Source organism: Desulfosporosinus sp., assembly GCF_014237355.1.
In the GTDB taxonomy this organism is placed as follows: Bacteria; Bacillota; Desulfitobacteriia; order Desulfitobacteriales; family Desulfitobacteriaceae; genus Desulfosporosinus.
This window is the reverse complement of sequence record NZ_JABZFS010000038.1, coordinates 160,207-177,479: the sequence shown is the minus strand read 5'-3', so window position 1 is coordinate 177,479 and position 17,273 is coordinate 160,207. Positions and strand designations below refer to the sequence as shown.

At 41.5% G+C, this 17,273-nt stretch carries 16 protein-coding genes; 13 read left to right on the top strand and 3 right to left on the bottom strand.

All coding sequences use genetic code 11. The annotated features are described in order from the left end of the window. Nucleotides 1–125: 125 nt before the first annotated feature. Nucleotides 126–290, top strand: coding sequence for a hypothetical protein (locus HGJ98_RS07930; protein ID WP_291350511.1), 165 nt, complete (start codon nucleotides 126–128; stop codon nucleotides 288–290). Between the two features lie 76 nt (nucleotides 291–366). Next, nucleotides 367–660 (top strand): hypothetical protein, encoded by a 294-nt coding sequence (locus HGJ98_RS07925; protein WP_291350510.1) that lies wholly within the window; start codon nucleotides 367–369, stop codon nucleotides 658–660. Nucleotides 661–729: 69 nt separating this feature from the next. On the opposite strand, the gene gdhA is transcribed toward HGJ98_RS07925, so the two are convergent. Next, nucleotides 730–2,067 carry an NADP-specific glutamate dehydrogenase gene (gene gdhA / locus HGJ98_RS07920; RefSeq protein ID WP_291350509.1) on the bottom strand — a complete coding sequence of 446 codons (1,338 nt, stop codon included), beginning with the start codon at nucleotides 2,065–2,067 and terminating at the stop codon, nucleotides 730–732. A 179-nt stretch (nucleotides 2,068–2,246) separates the two neighbouring features. Further along, nucleotides 2,247–2,696, bottom strand: coding sequence for a hypothetical protein (locus HGJ98_RS07915; protein ID WP_291350508.1), 450 nt, complete (start codon nucleotides 2,694–2,696; stop codon nucleotides 2,247–2,249). Nucleotides 2,697–3,109: 413 nt separating this feature from the next. Here HGJ98_RS07915 and HGJ98_RS07910 point away from each other — a divergent pair, with 413 nt between their 5' ends. Further along, nucleotides 3,110–4,870: a PAS domain S-box protein gene (locus HGJ98_RS07910; RefSeq protein WP_291350507.1), complete on the top strand. Its 1,761-nt coding sequence runs from the start codon at nucleotides 3,110–3,112 to the stop codon at nucleotides 4,868–4,870. A 160-nt stretch (nucleotides 4,871–5,030) separates the two neighbouring features. Further along, a complete protein-coding gene (gene clpP / locus HGJ98_RS07905) occupies nucleotides 5,031–5,642 on the top strand; it encodes an ATP-dependent Clp endopeptidase proteolytic subunit ClpP (protein ID WP_291350506.1) in 612 nt (203 codons plus the stop codon). A 79-nt stretch (nucleotides 5,643–5,721) separates the two neighbouring features. On the opposite strand, the gene HGJ98_RS07900 is transcribed toward clpP, so the two are convergent. Then, nucleotides 5,722–6,132: a hypothetical protein gene (locus HGJ98_RS07900; protein ID WP_291350505.1), complete on the bottom strand. Its 411-nt coding sequence runs from the start codon at nucleotides 6,130–6,132 to the stop codon at nucleotides 5,722–5,724. A gap of 244 nt (nucleotides 6,133–6,376) precedes the next feature. Between HGJ98_RS07900 and galU the strand changes: the two genes are divergently transcribed. The 9 genes from galU to HGJ98_RS07855 all read left to right on the top strand — a co-directional run bounded on the left by galU (nucleotide 6,377) and on the right by HGJ98_RS07855 (nucleotide 17,208). After that, nucleotides 6,377–7,261 (top strand): UTP--glucose-1-phosphate uridylyltransferase GalU, encoded by an 885-nt coding sequence (galU, locus tag HGJ98_RS07895; RefSeq protein ID WP_291350504.1) that lies wholly within the window; start codon nucleotides 6,377–6,379, stop codon nucleotides 7,259–7,261. A 269-nt stretch (nucleotides 7,262–7,530) separates the two neighbouring features. Beyond that, nucleotides 7,531–8,274, top strand: a complete 744-nt coding sequence (locus HGJ98_RS07890) for a hypothetical protein (protein WP_291350503.1) — start codon at nucleotides 7,531–7,533, stop codon at nucleotides 8,272–8,274. Between the two features lie 486 nt (nucleotides 8,275–8,760). After that, nucleotides 8,761–9,435: a hypothetical protein gene (locus tag HGJ98_RS07885; protein WP_291350502.1), complete on the top strand. Its 675-nt coding sequence runs from the start codon at nucleotides 8,761–8,763 to the stop codon at nucleotides 9,433–9,435. Nucleotides 9,436–9,632: 197 nt separating this feature from the next. Further along, nucleotides 9,633–10,667: an acyltransferase family protein gene (locus HGJ98_RS07880; protein WP_291350501.1), complete on the top strand. Its 1,035-nt coding sequence runs from the start codon at nucleotides 9,633–9,635 to the stop codon at nucleotides 10,665–10,667. Continuing rightward, the gene (locus tag HGJ98_RS07875; protein WP_291350500.1) at nucleotides 10,664–11,788 is read left to right on the top strand and encodes an acyltransferase; all 1,125 of its coding nucleotides are present in this window, start codon (nucleotides 10,664–10,666) and stop codon (nucleotides 11,786–11,788) included. Before HGJ98_RS07880 ends, HGJ98_RS07875 begins: the two co-directional genes overlap by 4 nt. A gap of 140 nt (nucleotides 11,789–11,928) precedes the next feature. Continuing rightward, the gene (locus HGJ98_RS07870; RefSeq protein WP_291350597.1) at nucleotides 11,929–13,803 is read left to right on the top strand and encodes a nucleoside-diphosphate sugar epimerase/dehydratase; all 1,875 of its coding nucleotides are present in this window, start codon (nucleotides 11,929–11,931) and stop codon (nucleotides 13,801–13,803) included. Between the two features lie 14 nt (nucleotides 13,804–13,817). Beyond that, on the top strand, nucleotides 13,818–15,173 hold the full coding sequence (locus HGJ98_RS07865) for a nucleotide sugar dehydrogenase (protein WP_291350499.1): 1,356 nt from the start codon (nucleotides 13,818–13,820) through the stop codon (nucleotides 15,171–15,173). 137 nt (nucleotides 15,174–15,310) lie between these two features. Next, on the top strand, nucleotides 15,311–16,357 hold the full coding sequence (locus HGJ98_RS07860) for a Gfo/Idh/MocA family oxidoreductase (RefSeq protein WP_291350498.1): 1,047 nt from the start codon (nucleotides 15,311–15,313) through the stop codon (nucleotides 16,355–16,357). A 5-nt stretch (nucleotides 16,358–16,362) separates the two neighbouring features. After that, nucleotides 16,363–17,208, top strand: a complete 846-nt coding sequence (locus HGJ98_RS07855) for an N-acetyltransferase (RefSeq protein WP_291350497.1) — start codon at nucleotides 16,363–16,365, stop codon at nucleotides 17,206–17,208. The last annotated feature ends 65 nt before the right edge of the window (nucleotides 17,209–17,273 follow it).

Genomic DNA, 17,273 nt, shown 5'->3' with positions numbered 1-17,273 from the left:
GGAGTTGGCGCTGGCATCGCAGTCGTGGTTGTAATAATTTTGCTCCTCATTGCGATGGGCATTGTATTCTAAAATCTTTAATGGTCTATAGTTAAATGAACCGAAATTAAAGGAGGCAAATTAATATGTACGGATATGGTGGATATGGTGGATATGCTGGAAATGTTGGTTACGGTGGTTGCGGATGTCCTGTTACCCCTATTGCTCCCGTAGGACCTGCTGTAGGTGTTGGTGTAGGGATTATTTCCATCGCAATATTAATTCTAATAGCTCTGGGAGTTATCTTCTAGAAATTATCGAAAAAGACGGGCTTCCTATGCATTAGGGAGCCCATTTTGTTTAGGTTGGTAAGAGAGGAGTGAAAATATGAGAGGACTTAACCTGTTTAACAACCCAAATACCCCTAACCTGATGCAAAGCTTGGGACAAAGTCCAATTCCTTTACGGGGCCTCGAACGCTTTATGCAAAGACGAGGAATGAATTTGTCCGGATATCCTCAAGGTGGGAATTATCAGAGCCCGAATTTCCAGGGTCCGACCTTCCGGGCACCAAATTCGCAAGCAAATATATCAAATACCTTAGATGTACAAGAACCGCCCGAAAAAATCAGTGGAATAAAGGCGTTTTTGAGCCGATTCAGCCGTAAGTCAAACAAGTAATCATAAACAAGGCACCTTGGTAACATACCAAGGTGCCAAACTTCCATTAAATCATCAAATGTCAATAGTTTAGTACGCAACTCCTTGAGCGTACATAGCATTAGCAACTTTGATAAAGCCGGCAATATTAGCCCCCGCCACCAGATTATCCTCTTGACCGTATTCCTTAGCGGCTTCACTGGCACTCTTATAAATGTTAACCATAATTTCTTTGAGTTTGGCATCAACTTCTTCAAAACTCCAAGAATATCTCATGCTATTTTGAGACATTTCAAGAGCTGACGTTGCAACACCACCAGCATTTGCAGCTTTTCCAGGACCAAAGACGACTTTTTTATCAATAAAGAGATTAACCGCATCAGGAGTAGAAGGCATATTAGCCCCCTCACCGACAGCGTAGCAGCCGTTTGCTATTAGAGTTTGGGCAGCTTGTCCGTCTAATTCGTTTTGGGTAGCACAAGGTAGAGCTATATCGCATTTAACACTCCAGATGTCAGCACATCCATCATGATAGGTAGCACTTGGATGAGATTCTACATATTTGCTGATTCTGAGTCGATCAATTTCTTTAATTTGCTTAACAGTGTCCAGATTAATTCCTTCAGGATCGACGATATAACCATTGGAATCACTCATAGCAACGACTTTACCACCTAATTGTTGAACCTTTTCTGCAGCATAGATAGAAACATTGCCTGATCCGGAAATTACAACAGTTGAACCTTTAAAGGATTTCCCCTTAGCATTGAGAGCTTCCTCCATAAAGTAGCAAAGACCATAACCCGTAGCTTCAGTACGTACTAAGCTTCCACCCCAAGCTAACCCTTTACCGGTAAGGACGCCAGTAAATTCATTACGGATTCGTTTGTACATACCGTACATGTAGCCGATTTCACGACCCCCGACACCAATATCACCGGCAGGAACGTCAGTATCTGCTCCGATATGTTTTGATAACTCACACATAAAGCTTTGGCAGAATCTCATGATTTCTCCGTCAGATTTACCTTTCGGATCGAAATCGCTGCCGCCTTTACCGCCGCCGATGGGGAGACTGGTTAGTGAATTTTTAAAGATTTGTTCAAATCCTAGGAACTTAATGATACCTAGATTAACGGATGGATGGAATCTTAATCCACCTTTGTAAGGACCAATGGCACTATTAAATTGTACTCTGAACCCACGGTTCACTTGAACGTTTCCGCTATCATCAACCCAAGAGACTCGGAACATAATTTGTCTCTCCGGCTCAACAATCCTGCTGAATATTCCTGCCTTCACCCATTCAGGATGTTTCTCAGCGACGGGATCAATTGATTCGAGGACTTCTTTGACGGCTTGGAGAAATTCGGTTTCATTTGGATTCTTTTTCACTACTTGTTCCATTACATCTGCTAAAATTTTCATCTTAAATTACCCCTTTGTAATTTTATAGATTTTAATTCGCCTTTTATAATACAGCTATTCTCGTCCAATTATAAGTATCTAACAGCATGAATTCATTATACATGATCGAAAACCTAGTTTTTTAGCCCTAAAAAGGACAGTTGCCTGAACTGCCCCCTTGGTTCGATCATGTTATCTAATTATTTTGCCTGGACTAGGAAGAGTGGAATTGCTGTAGCCATAGTAAACAGGTAAAACGTAATTTCTAGTGCAATTAAAGCACGGGCAGTCACGTTTGTTGGTTTAATGTCACCTAAGCCCGCAGTAGCTATTGTGGTTGAACTTAAATATAGAAATGAGAAGGTTTGAGTGCAAAAGTTATCTCCCACATCCCCTTCCCAACTGGATGGGAAAAATCTGTAGAGAAGAAGATCCACAGAACCGAAAAGCAATATGACCGTAACGAGAACTCCTGCAAGGGGCGGAAACAGATTATTGTAAGTGGGGCGAGATTCATCAATAACTTTTTTTACCGCATAATAAGTTGAAACTAAAGCTCCCGTTGAATACCCCACAAGAACAAATTTAAAAAGATTTCCCTCAGACCGTTCGATATAATCTTCACTCTTTCTTTCAGAGAACAAGCTCAAAACAAGCGCACTAACTGCCCCAAAAAGAGCGGGGGATAACAGTTCCCAATAGCCAAGGTTAGGTATTGGCTTTGAAGAAAGAAGCGGCATGGAGGGAGGAGAACAACTATGCGGGTTAGGATATGAAGGCTTATAGCCTCGAAAATTACTTGGATTTGAGGGGTAAGGTCTAAAATAGGACGGAGGAGGGGAGTGTTGCGTCTTGTTTTGATCCACGTCTTAAATCCACCGCCTTTCCGAGGATCTCAATCCAGTATATGTAAAAAAGGAATATTATGTTAAGGGCATTAGGTTAAGTTTAAACAGTTTTTTTGCGAGCTAAGTAGGATATATGGAAATTATGGTGAATTATAGAAAATTAGCGTTTAAATTGTTATAATTAAGATAGTTAAATAAAGAACAGGATGTGCAAAATGGGTATTATTAATTTAACGAAGGATGAACCATGCTTAGAGTTTCAGGAAGAATTCTTAAATAATCATGTTTATGCCAATTATTTACGCTTAAGAATCTTATCCACAATCCTGCTTTTATTAACTATCTTTTTTATTTTTAATGATTATAGTATTTTTACAAGGGGACTTTGGAGCAATACTCCCGCTTATGAATGGCTATTGTATTCCCATGTTGCCTTAGGACTTAGTTTGATAATAATTTCGGCGTTTTACTGGCATTCTAACCTTCAGTCCATGGAGGATGTAAGGACGGTTCATAAGATCTATGAGATCTTTTTTGCATTAGTTAGTTTGTTAACTAGTGCATTTATCACTGGCTGGGTTGATCAGAGGATTCATGGACATCTGACAGTTTATGTTATAGGGTGTTTTTCAGTAGCCGTCGTCTTTAATCTAAAACCAAAAGTTAGTTTTTGGATATATTTCTCATCCTACATTATTGTGATGATAGGAATAACGCTATATCAACCTAATTCGGTCATTCTAAATGGTCATTATTTGAACATATTACTGCTTATTTTGGTATCATGGATTTTGTCAGTAACACTGTACAGATCAAACTTTCAAAATTTTTTACATAGGACCCATCTCCATAGGTTAGTTAAAGAACGGACGAGGGAGTTAGAGGAAATCAATCAAAAGCTAATTAAAGAGGTTGACGAACGTAGAAAAGTTGAAAAGAAGATTTCTCGGTTAGCCTCAATTGTTGAGTCTACTGATGATGGGATTATTGGGATGACCCTAGAAGGAATAGTTATCGATTGGAACAGAGGTGCAGAGAGTATTTATGGATATTCTGATTCTGAAATTATCGGTGAGTCGATTAAAGAACTGGTCCCTCCAGATAAGCAGGGAGAGTTAGATGATATTTTTCTAAACATCTCCCAAGGAAGATCTCTTTTACATTATGAGACGACGCGAGTAAGAAAAGATAGACGGATTATCAATGTCTTTTTGACAGTATCTCCGATCAAAAATCATGCTGATGAAATCATTGGGGCATCAACCATTGTGAGGGACGTAACCGCTCAAAAAAAGATAGAAAAAGATATGATACGAATGGATCAGATGAATCTAGTCGGTGAAATGGCCGCAAGCATTGGTCATGAAGTTAGAAACCCCATGACAACGGTGAGAGGATTCTTACAACTGCTGGGAGGAAACAACAATCCCAATAAATACAATGAGTATATTCCATTAATGATTAGCGAACTTGATCGTGCAAATCTTATTATTACGGAATTTCTCTCTATAAGCCGCACTAAAGTTACAGAGGTGGCGCCTAATAATCTCAATGATATAATAAACAGCATACTTCCTCTTGTACAGGCTGATGCTATTAATAATGAAAAGAACGTAACAGCTGAACTAAGTAAGGTCCCAGATTTAATGCTTGATGATAAAGAAATGCGTCAGATGATCTTAAATTTAGCGAGAAATGGACTTGAAGCAATGACGAGAGGCGGACGTCTGACAATAAAAACATTTATTGAAGACAATGAAGTGATTTTAGCCGTCCAAGACCAAGGAACAGGTATTGAGCCAGAAATAATAGATCGGTTAGGTACTCCGTTTCTTACGACAAAAGAGATGGGTACAGGGTTAGGTTTGGCAGTCTGTTATGGAATTGCTGAAAGGCATAAAGCAATTGTTAAGATTGAATCCGGCCCAAGAGGCTCAACATTCAATATTAAGTTCAAAGTTCCTATGTCGAAATAGCAAAGAAACGTTCACTAATTCTTGAATGATCATGATTATGTAAATTTTTGCATCAAATTATTTGACCTTAACTGACCTTTGTACTAAAATATAGTTATACGGCAAGAATATACTATGTTATAGTAGTACCTTAATGAAAGCGAATAGGGGGAATGTGTGAATGGGTTATCTCGTCCCAATGGTAGTGGAACAAACAAATCGTGGGGAGCGCTCCTACGATATTTACTCACGGCTATTAAAAGACCGTATTATTTTCCTCGGCGGTGGAATCGATGATGATGTAGCCAATCTTGTTGTAGCGCAAATGCTCTTCCTCGAAGCAGAGGATCCTGAAAAGGATATAAATCTCTATATAAACAGCCCTGGTGGTTCAATTACAGCTGGAATGGCTATTTATGACACCATGCAATATATCCGCTCGGATGTCCGTACGATATGTATTGGTATGGCAGCCAGCATGGGTGCTTTCCTCTTGGCAAGCGGTGCAAAGGGAAAACGAGTAGCCTTGCCTAATTCAGAAGTTTTGATTCATCAGCCGCTAATCGGGGGACATGGACTTTCCGGACAAGCGACAGAGATCGAAATTCATGCTAAACAGTTACTCAGAACCAAAGCCAAGATGAACAAAATTCTTGCCGAGAGAACCGGGCAACCCATTGAAAAAGTTGAACGGGATACAGAGCGTGATTATTATATGACAGCAGAAGAAGCCAAAGAATACGGTCTTGTTGACCAAGTTTTAGAGAAGCTTGAGTCTTCTCTGGAAAAGTAAGAAATAAATAAACAGGTAACTCTAAAAACGCAAAGGCGATTATCGCCCTTGCGTTTTTGCCGTGCGCCCGGTATGGGCATTAGATCTCAAAAGGTAATCTATCCAAAAAATCATGTAGGTGTTCAAAACCCAATCCGGCAAGGAACCATTCGGGAGCCATTCGGAGAGTAATGTATCCGTTAACATTTAATGTATCAGTATAGTTCCAGGGACATTTTCCTAGGATTAAAGCTAAGATATACCCACTTGAGTATTCAATTGTCCAGATCAGGGCTAAATAAGTAAGTCCGCGGATCCACCAGGGATGAGGTCGCAATTTGGCATGTAAGGGTTCGAGAAAAATAGCCAGCCCATAAATAGGGATCATGATCAAGAAGGTGAACCCTTGCATACTTAAATCCCCTTTGAGAAGGGAAGCTAAACCCGTATAAATGACCTCGACAACAAGGCCGATGGTACCATATATTAAGAAGCGTTTAAGTTTTTTCATATAGTTAGTATGGTTAGAAACGTAAAGAGCATGCCTAGAAAAATAGGTAATTAATGGGGAGATAAATAATAATTTCTCACATTATGTAGTGTTTTACATATATTTATAGGACAGAAGGTAATTAATACCCTTATGTCGAAATCATCACCTATGTAGTTGCAAGGATGTGCGAATTAGTTGGACTACTTTAATATTAGATTAATGAGCACATAGATTTTTTGCACAAAAGGAGAGGCGTTTTATAATGCGCAAAATTCGCAAAGCAATAATACCTGCAGCCGGATTGGGTACCCGTTTCTTACCAGCAACAAAAGCCCAACCGAAAGAAATGCTGCCGATTGTAGATAAACCGACGATACAATACATTGTTGAAGAGGCCATTCAATCCGGAATAGAAGATATTATTATTGTGACAGGGCGGAACAAACGGGCGATTGAAGACCACTTTGATCGTTCCATGGAGCTTGAAGTTTTTCTGGAGAAGAACTCCAAAGATGACCTTTTAGATTTAGTTCTAGACATTGCTCGAATGGCAGATATTTATTATGTTCGGCAAAAAGAAGCCTTAGGCTTGGGGCATGCAATCTATAGCGCACGTAAATTTATCGGAAATGAGCCCTTTGCAGTTCTTTTAGGAGATGATGTTATCCATTCAGAAGTGCCGGCACTAAGGCAGATGATAAATCACTACCAGCGGTATGGAGCAAGTATCGTAGGAGTTCAAGAGGTTCCCCTTGAGGACACTTCAAAATACGGAATCGTGGATGGAGACAAGTTTGAGGATCGGCTTTACCGCGCTAAGAACATGGTGGAGAAACCTCGTCCAGAGGAAGCCCCAAATACTCACTTAGCCATAATGGGGCGTTATATCTTAAATCCTGAAATTTTTGATATATTAGAAGTTCTACCTGCCGGTAGAGGTGGAGAGATACAGCTCACCGATGGTATTAAGCAATTGGGCCGGTCTCAGGAAATACTGGCCTATGAATTTGAAGGTCGACGGTACGATGTCGGAGATAAGTTGGGTTTTGTGGAAGCAACCATTGATTATGCCTTGCGACGGGACGATCTGTCTGAAGAATTAATTAATTATCTCCGAGATCTAGTTAGGATAGCAGACAAAAAATAAAAAAGTCGCTTAATTTGAACAAACTTAAGTAAATAACTTAAGATGTGAACAACGACCTCACCTATAAGGTGGGGTTTTCTTTATGTTAATTTTAAACTAATGCTGCTCGATTATCGCGAATTATATGGACAACAAGAAGGCTTTTGGCAGTTCATGAAACTTGAGAACGGAAAAAGGATCGAACTCTACAGCAAAAACGACATCCTTTTATGCCATTAATTGGTAAAATGCATTCGTACCATAAAAAGATTAAAGGAGGGAAGAGACTAATGATACCAATAGACAAGAAGAGGATAGTAACCTTAGCAGGGACGTTAGTTCTTGCAGGTGCTGTTGTTGCAGCAGGGGTTTATGGCCCTAGCGTCTGGAAGGTTTTTCGGCAACAGAGTGCTATCACTGACCAGGTAGTCATTCAAACACCAGCTGTTGATGACGCTAACAGCACTAATGGCAGTAATGGCACGATGTTGCCAGAGGGTACTGCTCCACCACCCGCGCAAGGGGTAGAACAGACAACAACCACAGCACCCCCGGCCATTAATGCACCTCCAAAAAGTGATCCCGGAAATAAGAGTAAATATAGGGAACCGGATACCACGCTGATAGACATGGCGCCGTCTGTCACTGGATACTTCGGTGAGGCTGCATTAAGTAATGATGTTAAAACCCTAGCTTTTGGCTCTGCATGGAATATCCACCAGTATGTAGATGGATATCTTTATGGGTTGGCAGCAGGTCCTCAGATGAATGAAGAGGATATAAAGAAGTATATTGTGTTCCACAAAGCATTGTTGGACAAGCAGTACAAGAATGAAGCGAATCTTTCCAAAGCGGCAACCTTCACAGGTTACCTAGATGTGCTTCTTAACAGCGGCATTGATGCTTTTGATTCGAAGGATAAAACTCGAATCGAACAGTTCCATCAAGGCATTCACGATCTCGATGCACACATCATGCGTAATGATGCAAGTTCAAAAATCTACGGGGCGACGCCATTTGCAACCAAAAGGTAATAGTTTTAGGCATCAAGTAATGTAATAAACCTAGGAATGGAATGAAGCTTAGTTGTAGCAGTATAAGTGGTAAACGTCGCATTAAATTATTTCCAAGGTGCACAATGGCTGCTCTGATTAAAACTAAAGGCATAGAGTGTCGGTTGAAACGACAATGCACTCCTAAATTTATATAAATTCGATCTGTCAAATTGGTTATTTAATGGATCGCATAGTTTACAGGTTCAGGAGGGAGATTTGCCAATCAGTTGATAAGTGTCAGGTAGTTTTTCATCTTACAATTTAATAGGGCAACTAAATCTAGTGACTGTGACCTTGTATTATTTACAAGGTTGAAAGCAGGTTTGGTTGTTAAAACTGAATATGACATTCAAATACAAGGCCACCTTAAATGGACAGGTCTTGTGTTTTTTTGAATCGATGTCTAACATCTCCTTCCTTTGGTCAAGATAGTAATAAAATCATTTGAAGGAGATTCTGGTCTTTATGCGTAAAATGAATTATTTGTTTGGAGCGGCCGCTTTAGGTCTTGGTGTTTTGGTCGGGACCTTAGGTATGTCTTTACTCACGAATTCGAGTTCCCCAACGTCATTTATCTCAAAATTACGTGGCCAAGATAAGATACAAACAGTTTCAGGAACCTTGAGTGATCCTGTCAAGATTCCACCCAACTCGGATGTTGTAGCAGGGGGAACGTCAGAAAACGAAAATGAGAATGGATCGAAGATTCCGCAAACTAACCACGGTACTCTTACCGACAAAGAATCTCTCTTGGCTCAGCAGATCATAACTGATTATAAGCAGAACATTGGTATTTTCTTCGGAGCTTGGAAATCCACAGATATGGCTACCTTCCGTGCCAAGCTAGCTAAAGCCTATACGGGTGATTTGTTTGAAAAACATGCTCGCCGAGCGGAAGAATACTTAGTTCAAGGGATAGGCTTGGATGTAACTCAAATTACCTTCGACCAGATTGATGTTGAAAGCGTCTCGGAAAATGCGGCTACCCTGCGCGTAGATTATCGGTACACAGCAAGGGATTACAATCTGACCGACGGGGCTCCGGTCGGGGACGAACATGAACAAATAGTGCAGGTTCGGGTAAATCTAGTCAAACAAACTTCACGCTGGATGATTACGGGAGAAAGTACCATTCAGTAAGTAAAAAGGCTACCTTAAGGGGTAGTCTTTTTTTAAGTTTCAGAAAGTATAACTTTAGGGTTCTCTTTTACTCATGTCATCCTGAGCGCAGCGAAGGATGACATTAACCTATATGCACCAAACTAGGTGTGTGATAAACTATTGTTCAGAATCATTTCCTTGAGATGTAGGGAAGAAAGAGGGGCTGAGCTTAGATCGTGGAAACCGCCAAAAGTCCCAAAATGGAGCGGGTTGTGTGGGTAGACGTTTTAAAAGGCTTAGGAATAATGGCGGTTGTCTGGGGACACTCAGGAAGCAAAAATGCCTTCTACATGTTCTGGTTCCATATGCCTCTGTTTTTCTTTATCAGTGGTTATTTGTATCGCCTCAACTCACAACAAACAGAGCTATCATATATAAAACGCAAGGTGAACCATTTATTGGTCCCTTACGCATATTATCTGATGTTATTAGCCCTAGGTATGTTCAGTGTGAGTCTTTGGAGAGGCCAATCTGCAGCTTACTTTTGGAGTGCAAATTGGAAGGCCTTTTTGCTAGGTGGAAGTCTACTAGAAGGGGTTTATGCTACCTTTTGGTTTACAACCTGCTTATTTTTTGTACAGATCGGATATGATTTCTTATGCAGAAAAATACCCTCTGGGTTCTATAAAGGGCTTATTGTACTTGTAGCTTTTTTAATAGCCTATTGGCAATCACGTTATTTGCCAGAGAGTTTCGTCCCTTGGAATATGGACGTTGGATTATACGCTTTAGTCTTTTATTCAGGTGGTCACTTTTGCAAACAAACAAAGCTATTAGATAAACCTTCAAGTCGGAAAATAGTGTTAGGAGTATCTTTTATACTCTTTATAGGGTTCATTCATCTTTACTCGCGGCAAATCCTAGATTATGGCTTGGATATGAAACATCGCCAATACTATTATTTTGGGTTGAATCTAATCCTTCCTTTAATTTTTACGTTCTTTTTAGTTCAACTAAGTTTAATTCTTTCTAAGTGGCAGGTTTTTAATAAGACCTTAATTAGGATAGGCAGAGCGGCCATGGTAATTATGTATTTGCATATTCCTTCAGTCTACATAGTCCGTCAGATTATCCCTATGACACCGGTTCGCTTTTTTGTGGTAGGGATTCTATGCCCGTTGCTTTTTTATATGGTCATTCAAAGTTTCCCCTACGGAAGATTCTTAGCACTTGGAGAACCCATGAATAAGGGAAGGGAACATTCGGCATGATTAAACGTAACACCTTTGCAACGAAACCGGGAAAGATCGAGGAAATAAATTATCTTAGAGGGTTTGGAGTTTTAGCAGTCATCGCTATCCACACGACAGGCTACTTTACTGTCATTAAGGAATTTAACTCCTTAGTCCTATTGACCTTATGGACAGATGTCTTTTCGCAGTTTGCGGTACCCTTATTTATTCTAATTTCGGGATTTGTTTTAGCTAGGAATTATAGAAATGACTTTCCGTTAATCGATTTTTATAAAAAAAGGATCCGCTCAATTATCCCTCAATACCTATTATTCTCGGTTTTATATACAGCCTTTAACAATTGGGCTGCTATGAAAGCTAGCTCACTCAGTACAAACTTTAAACTTTTGCTTAAGAATATCTGGCATGCCGATGCATCCTACCATCTATGGTTCTTTTTATTAATCATTGTATTTTACCTTCTCTATCCGATCATTATAAGACTATATACTTTATTTAAGCAAAGAGACCGGGCAGAACAATTCCTTGCCTTACTTCTGATCCTGCAGACTCTCTTTATGGTGAGTCTACACACTCCCTATTTAGCAGGTACGAGAGTTAATTTTATTGGTTTTCTTTTTTACTTTGGTCTAGGGATATATACCGCGGATCACTATAAACAATTAAAAGAAGGATTTAAGCGACAAACCTCGATTTTATTCACAATGTCCATGGCCTTGACTCTGGGATCAAGCTTTTTTATCATTATTGGCTTAACCACAGGCTACCGATATAACACAACACCAGATTATTTTTTTATCGGATCAGAATTAGTCTATCCCATGTTTAGAGTGGTCACCTTCTTGCTGCTTTATAATGTGGCGAGGTACCTCCTTGAGAAAAAGAAGAGTGTCCTGGCCAAAGTAATGAATAAAATTGGTCAATATTCCTTTGGAATTTACTTAATCCACATCTTTTTCAACCAATCTGCCATAAAGCTACTTAAGGACTATCAAATTGGCTTTGATGATTGGGTTTTTTACCCAATAGTATACCTGGTGACGGTAGTTTTAAGCTATTTAAGCGTAAGAGTTATCAGTTTTATGCCCTTTAGTTACTATATAATAGGGTTCCAGAGTCCTAAAAGAACCCTCAAATAGAGGGTTTTACCCTCTTCATTTTGTCAGTGAATATCAAGGAAGCAGCTCTCTTTTCTGTAGTTGTAAAAGCAAGTAAGTTGTAGTAAACTTTAGAACGATAAAGTATAATGTTGGGGTTTATCGAGAAAGGGCTGAGCTACGTGTTATTCCGCAAACGAACGTTGGTTTTAATGCTGATTGATGCTATGTTAATCAACTTGGCAGCTTTCGGCAGTTTTTATTTGCGCTTTGAAGGAGGTATACCCTTAGATTATTATCAGACGTATTATCATACCGCCGTTGGAGGGACTATTTTATATCTGGTGGTTTTCTACGTCTTTGGGTTATATAATCGCCTTTGGCAATATGCGAGTACAGGGGAGTTACTCTCTATTCTTTATGCTGTAACCGTTGGAACGGGTGGAACCGTTGCGGTGGTTTATTTTTATGGCTTATCGAATGCGGACACACTCTCCTATATAAGGATGCCCCATACGGCTGCAGTGCTCCTTTGGTTAGCCATGGTCTTTTTGATTGGGGGGTCGCGGTTTATTTGGCGGATCTTACAGGAAAATGCCTTTGATCGCCATGTCCCGGGCTCGCAAAAACAGGTACTTATTGTTGGGGCAGGAGATGCCGGCGTATTAGCTGCGCGAGAATTAAAAAACCGTAATTATCGAGATGGACGTCCTATAGGTTTTATCGATGATAATCGTTCAAAACAAAAGTTGCAGTTACTTGGAATTCCAGTTTTAGGTACGAGAATGGATATTGCCCGCGTCGTAAAAGGACACAACATTGATGAAGTTATTATTGCAATGCCTTCTGCATCAGGGGAATCCGTCCGGGAAATCGTCCAAATCTGTGAAAAATCCGGGGTTGAGCTAAAGATAATGCCCGGCGTCTATGACATTATCAGCGGAGATATTAACGTCAATCCGATTCGTCAGGTTCAGGTAGAGGACTTGCTGGGGAGAGACCCAGTTTCCGTTGATCTAGAAGAGGTAGCGGGCTATGTTGCAGGAGAAACCGTGTTTATTACCGGAGCCGGTGGATCCATAGGCTCGGAAATCTGCCGTCAAATTGCCAGATTTAACCCAGGGAAGCTGGTTCTGCTCGGGCATGGAGAAAACAGCATTTTTGACATTGAACAAGAGCTGAGATCTGAGCACCCGGGAATTGACTTTATAACAGAGATCTTGGATATCAAAGACCGGGAGAAGGTCTTCTTAATCTTTAATAGGCATAAGCCAGGTGTCGTCTTCCACGCTGCAGCCCATAAACATGTTCCCTTAATGGAAAGAAATCCTGAAGAAGCCTTAAAGAATAACGTTGTCGGAACCCAAAACCTGGCAGAGGCAGCGGATTCAGTAAGAGTAAAGACCTTCGTCTCAATCTCAACAGATAAGGCAGTCAACCCAACTAGTGTTATGGGAGCAACTAAACGAACGGCAGAAATGCTGATTCAAAGCTTAGATCTCCGTTCCCAAACCAAGTTTGTAGCTGTGCGGTTTGGTAATGTTTTAGGAAGCCGCGGCAGTGTAATTCCTACGTTTAAACGGCAAATTGCTCAAGGTGGTCCGGTGACAGTCACACATCCTGATATGGTACGTTACTTTATGACCATTCCTGAAGCGGCCCAGTTAGTGATTCAGGCGGGTGCCATGGGGCGTGGAGGAGAGATCTTCATCTTAGACATGGGGAAACCTGTTAAGATTGTAGATTTAGCTAAAGACTTAATTAGGCTTTCGGGTTTCGAACCCGATGTTGATATTAAGATACAATTTACGGGGATTCGGCCGGGAGAAAAACTCTATGAGGAATTGTTGACGGCTGAAGAAGGAGTTACTTCAACGAAACATAGTAGAATCTTTGTTGCTAAACCAAATGGTATTGACATTGAACGTCTAGAAGAATTAACCCATATTGTTCGAGAACGAGGCAGCTTTTTAACTAGAGATGAAGTTATTGAATTGTTACAGACCGTCATTCCAGCCTTCCGTAAGAAGGTAATTAAGGAAGTTGTTAATCATTAAGGAGGAAATCAGAGATGATCACTGTTCAGAACGTAATAACCGACGAAGATATTGTGGCCAAGACGCTTAAAGGAAAAATAGAAAACCACGAAGCAAAAATTGGGGTTATTGGATTAGGATATGTAGGACTTCCCTTAGCCGTAGAAAAAGGGAAGGTCGGATTCCCTGTGCTGGGGTTTGACATTAACCCAGCCCGAGTTGGTCAGGTTAATGCAGCAGACAACTATATTGGAGATGTCAAAGATGAAGACCTCAAGGAAATCGTGCAAAAGGGTTTACTAATTGCAACCACAGATTTCTCCCGGCTGGCAGAATGTGATGTTGTGATCATTTGTGTACCTACACCATTAACTATTACCCGTGACCCAGATATTTCCTATATGCAAGCATCTGCAGAAGAGATCAGTAAATATCTTCGTCCTGGACAGATTATCACCTTAGAAAGCACAACCTATCCAGGCACTACAGAGCAAGTTATTCTGCCCTTATTAGAAAAAACAGGGCTTAAAGTTGGACGGGACTTCTTTCTAGCCTTCTCGCCAGAGCGGGTTGATCCAGGTAACAAACGTTTCAGTACGAAAAACACGTCTAAAGTAGTAGGCGGTATGACGCCAACATGCTTAGAAATCGCCTATGCCCTCTACACTCAAACCATTACAAACGTCGTCCCTGTATCCTCACCCGCTGCTGCTGAGTTGACCAAAGTCTTCGAAAACACCTACCGAGCAGTCAACATCGCCATGGTCAATGAACTAATGATGCTCTGCGACCGTATGGGAATCGACATCTGGGAAGTGGTTGAGGCAGCAGGAACAAAACCCTTCGGAATCCAAACCTTTTATCCCGGACCGGGGGTTGGAGGACACTGTATTCCTATTGATCCCTTCTACCTTACCTGGAAGGCCCGAGAATATGATTTCCACACTCGTTTCATAGAACTTGCTGGGGAAATCAATGTTGAGGTTTCCTATTATGTTATCAACAAAGTGGTGCGTGCCTTAAATAGCGTTAACAAGAGCCTAAAGGATGCTAAGATCTTTGTTCTTGGGGTAGCCTACAAAAAGGACATAGACGACATGCGGGAATCACCAGCCCTCAAAATCATCGAACTCTTACGCAAGCAAGGGGCCAATATCACCTATCATGACCCCTACATCCCAGTTATTGAACCACACGGTGGAAGTACAATTCACCTGGAAAGTGTACCGCTGACAGATGAGGTCTTAGAGACCGCAGATGCAGTATTAATCCTGACTGATCACACTGCTGTGGATTATGAACGGGTAGTTGAGAAAGCCAAGCTTGTTGTAGATACACGTAATGCCACCAAAGATGTCCTTAGAAATCGTGAAAAGATCGCTAAAATCTAAGGGGACTCGTGTGTCAGGGGGACGGTCCTTTTTGACACACTTTAGAAGGGTGTGACAAAGGGACGGTTCTCTGTCAACTTCGAGAACCGTCCCCTTGTCAGTGTTGAAATAACAAAGGAAAGAGTGGTTGTATTAAGATGAACGGAGAAAACAAAATTCGGTTTGCAATTATTGGATGTGGACGGATTGCCCCAAAACATGCGGAATCTATTGTTGCGCTGCCTGAGGCAGAATTAGTTGCAGTATGTGATATCGTACCAGAACTAGCCCAAGCCTTTGCTGATAAATATGGCGCAGTGCCCTATACAGATTATAAGGAAATGCTAAAACGGACGGACATCGATGTCGTTACCATCGCCACTTCCAGCGGCATACACGCTGAAATCGGAATTGCAGCAGCTGAAGCAGGGAAGCATATTTTAGTAGAAAAGCCAATGGCAATGACCCTGAAAACAGCGGATGCTATGATCGCGGCCTGCCGTAAAGCAGGGGTAAAATTAGGGGTTATTCATCAAAATCGGTTTAATGAATCTATAAAACTCCTTCGCAAGGCTGTAGAGGATGGACGTTTTGGAAAACTGACCCATGGACAAGCTACTGTGCGCTGGAACCGGAACGATAACTATTATACTCAAGCGCCTTGGCGTGGGACAAAGCTTCACGATGGCGGAGTGCTCATGAATCAATCCATACATAATATTGATCTCCTGCAGTGGACCTTTGGACCGGTTGAATCTGTTTTTGGATATACTGAGACCTTTATGCGCAAAATTGAAATGGAAGATATGGGAGCAGCTGTAATCAAGTTTAAAAGCGGTGCCATCGGAATCATCGAGGCTGCCTCAACTATTTATCCAACCAACATTGAAGAGACCTTGAACGTTTTTGGTGAAACCGGGTCCGTTATCGTCGGCGGAATCGCCGTCAACCGCATAGAAGTTTGGGAGTTCCCGGACAGCGTCGAAGAAAAAGCGGAGATTTTTGCGAGCCAGGCAGGGGATCCGCCAAACGTATACGGTTTTGGACATCGAGAAATAATCGCTGATATGATACAGGCGATACGAGAAGATAGAACACCGGCTATTCCTGGAGAAGAGGGACGAAAGGCTTTGGAAATTATTCTGGCAATTTATAAATGTCAGGAGACCAAGGAGCCGATTGTGTTTCCTTTAGAGGAGGAGTAAAAATAATGACTCATCACTTAATAGCCACTAGTGCAACTGTGCCGGAAAGCGTTAAGATTGGACCGTTTTGCGTAATTGGAGAAAATGTCGTGCTCGGAGAAAATGTGATCTTGGGAGTCGGCTGTGTCCTTGGAGACGGAGCCAAAGTTGGAGCCGGAAGTGTGCTTGGCAACTATATCAGTATTGGTCAAGGGACTGAAATAGGGCTTCAAACCCGCATAGGGGATCACACCACGATTTACCCGCAAGCTATTCTTGGCGAGAACGGATTTATTGGCAGTAACTCCTCGATTGGCCGTTTACCGAAGGCATCCGCAACGAGTACTGTTAAAGCTCAGAACGATTTACTTCCTCTTCAAATGGGGAATGGGTATACTATAGGCTGCTCTGCAGTCCTCTATGCCGGGACAAATTATGCAGATAAAGCATTTATCGGGGACGGAGCGGTTGTCCGTGAGAGATGTTCAATAGGGCAGAACGTAGTAATCGGCAGTGGAGTCGTAGTAGAAAATGATACAAAGATTGGCGAATTCACCAAGATTCAGACAGGTTCCTATATCACTGCCTATATGGAGATCGAAGAACAAGTATTTATAGCACCCATGGTCACGACAACAAATGATAATTATATGGGACGCACCGAAAAACGTTTCAAATCAATCAAAGGTGCCACGATCCAACGAGGGGCCCGTATTGGGGGAGGGGCAATCCTCTTGCCAGGCGTGAAAGTAGCACCGGAAACCTTCGTAGCAGCAGGGGCTTTAGTCAGCAAAGACACCACCGAAAAACGGGTCATCAAAGGGTTCCCAGCAAAAGACCTCCGAGCAGTTCCGGAAGAGGAACTCCTCTAGGAAGAAAGCCCAGAGGTTGGCGTAATAGCTTCAACATCCAGCGAGCAAGTGAAAGGAACCCAAAT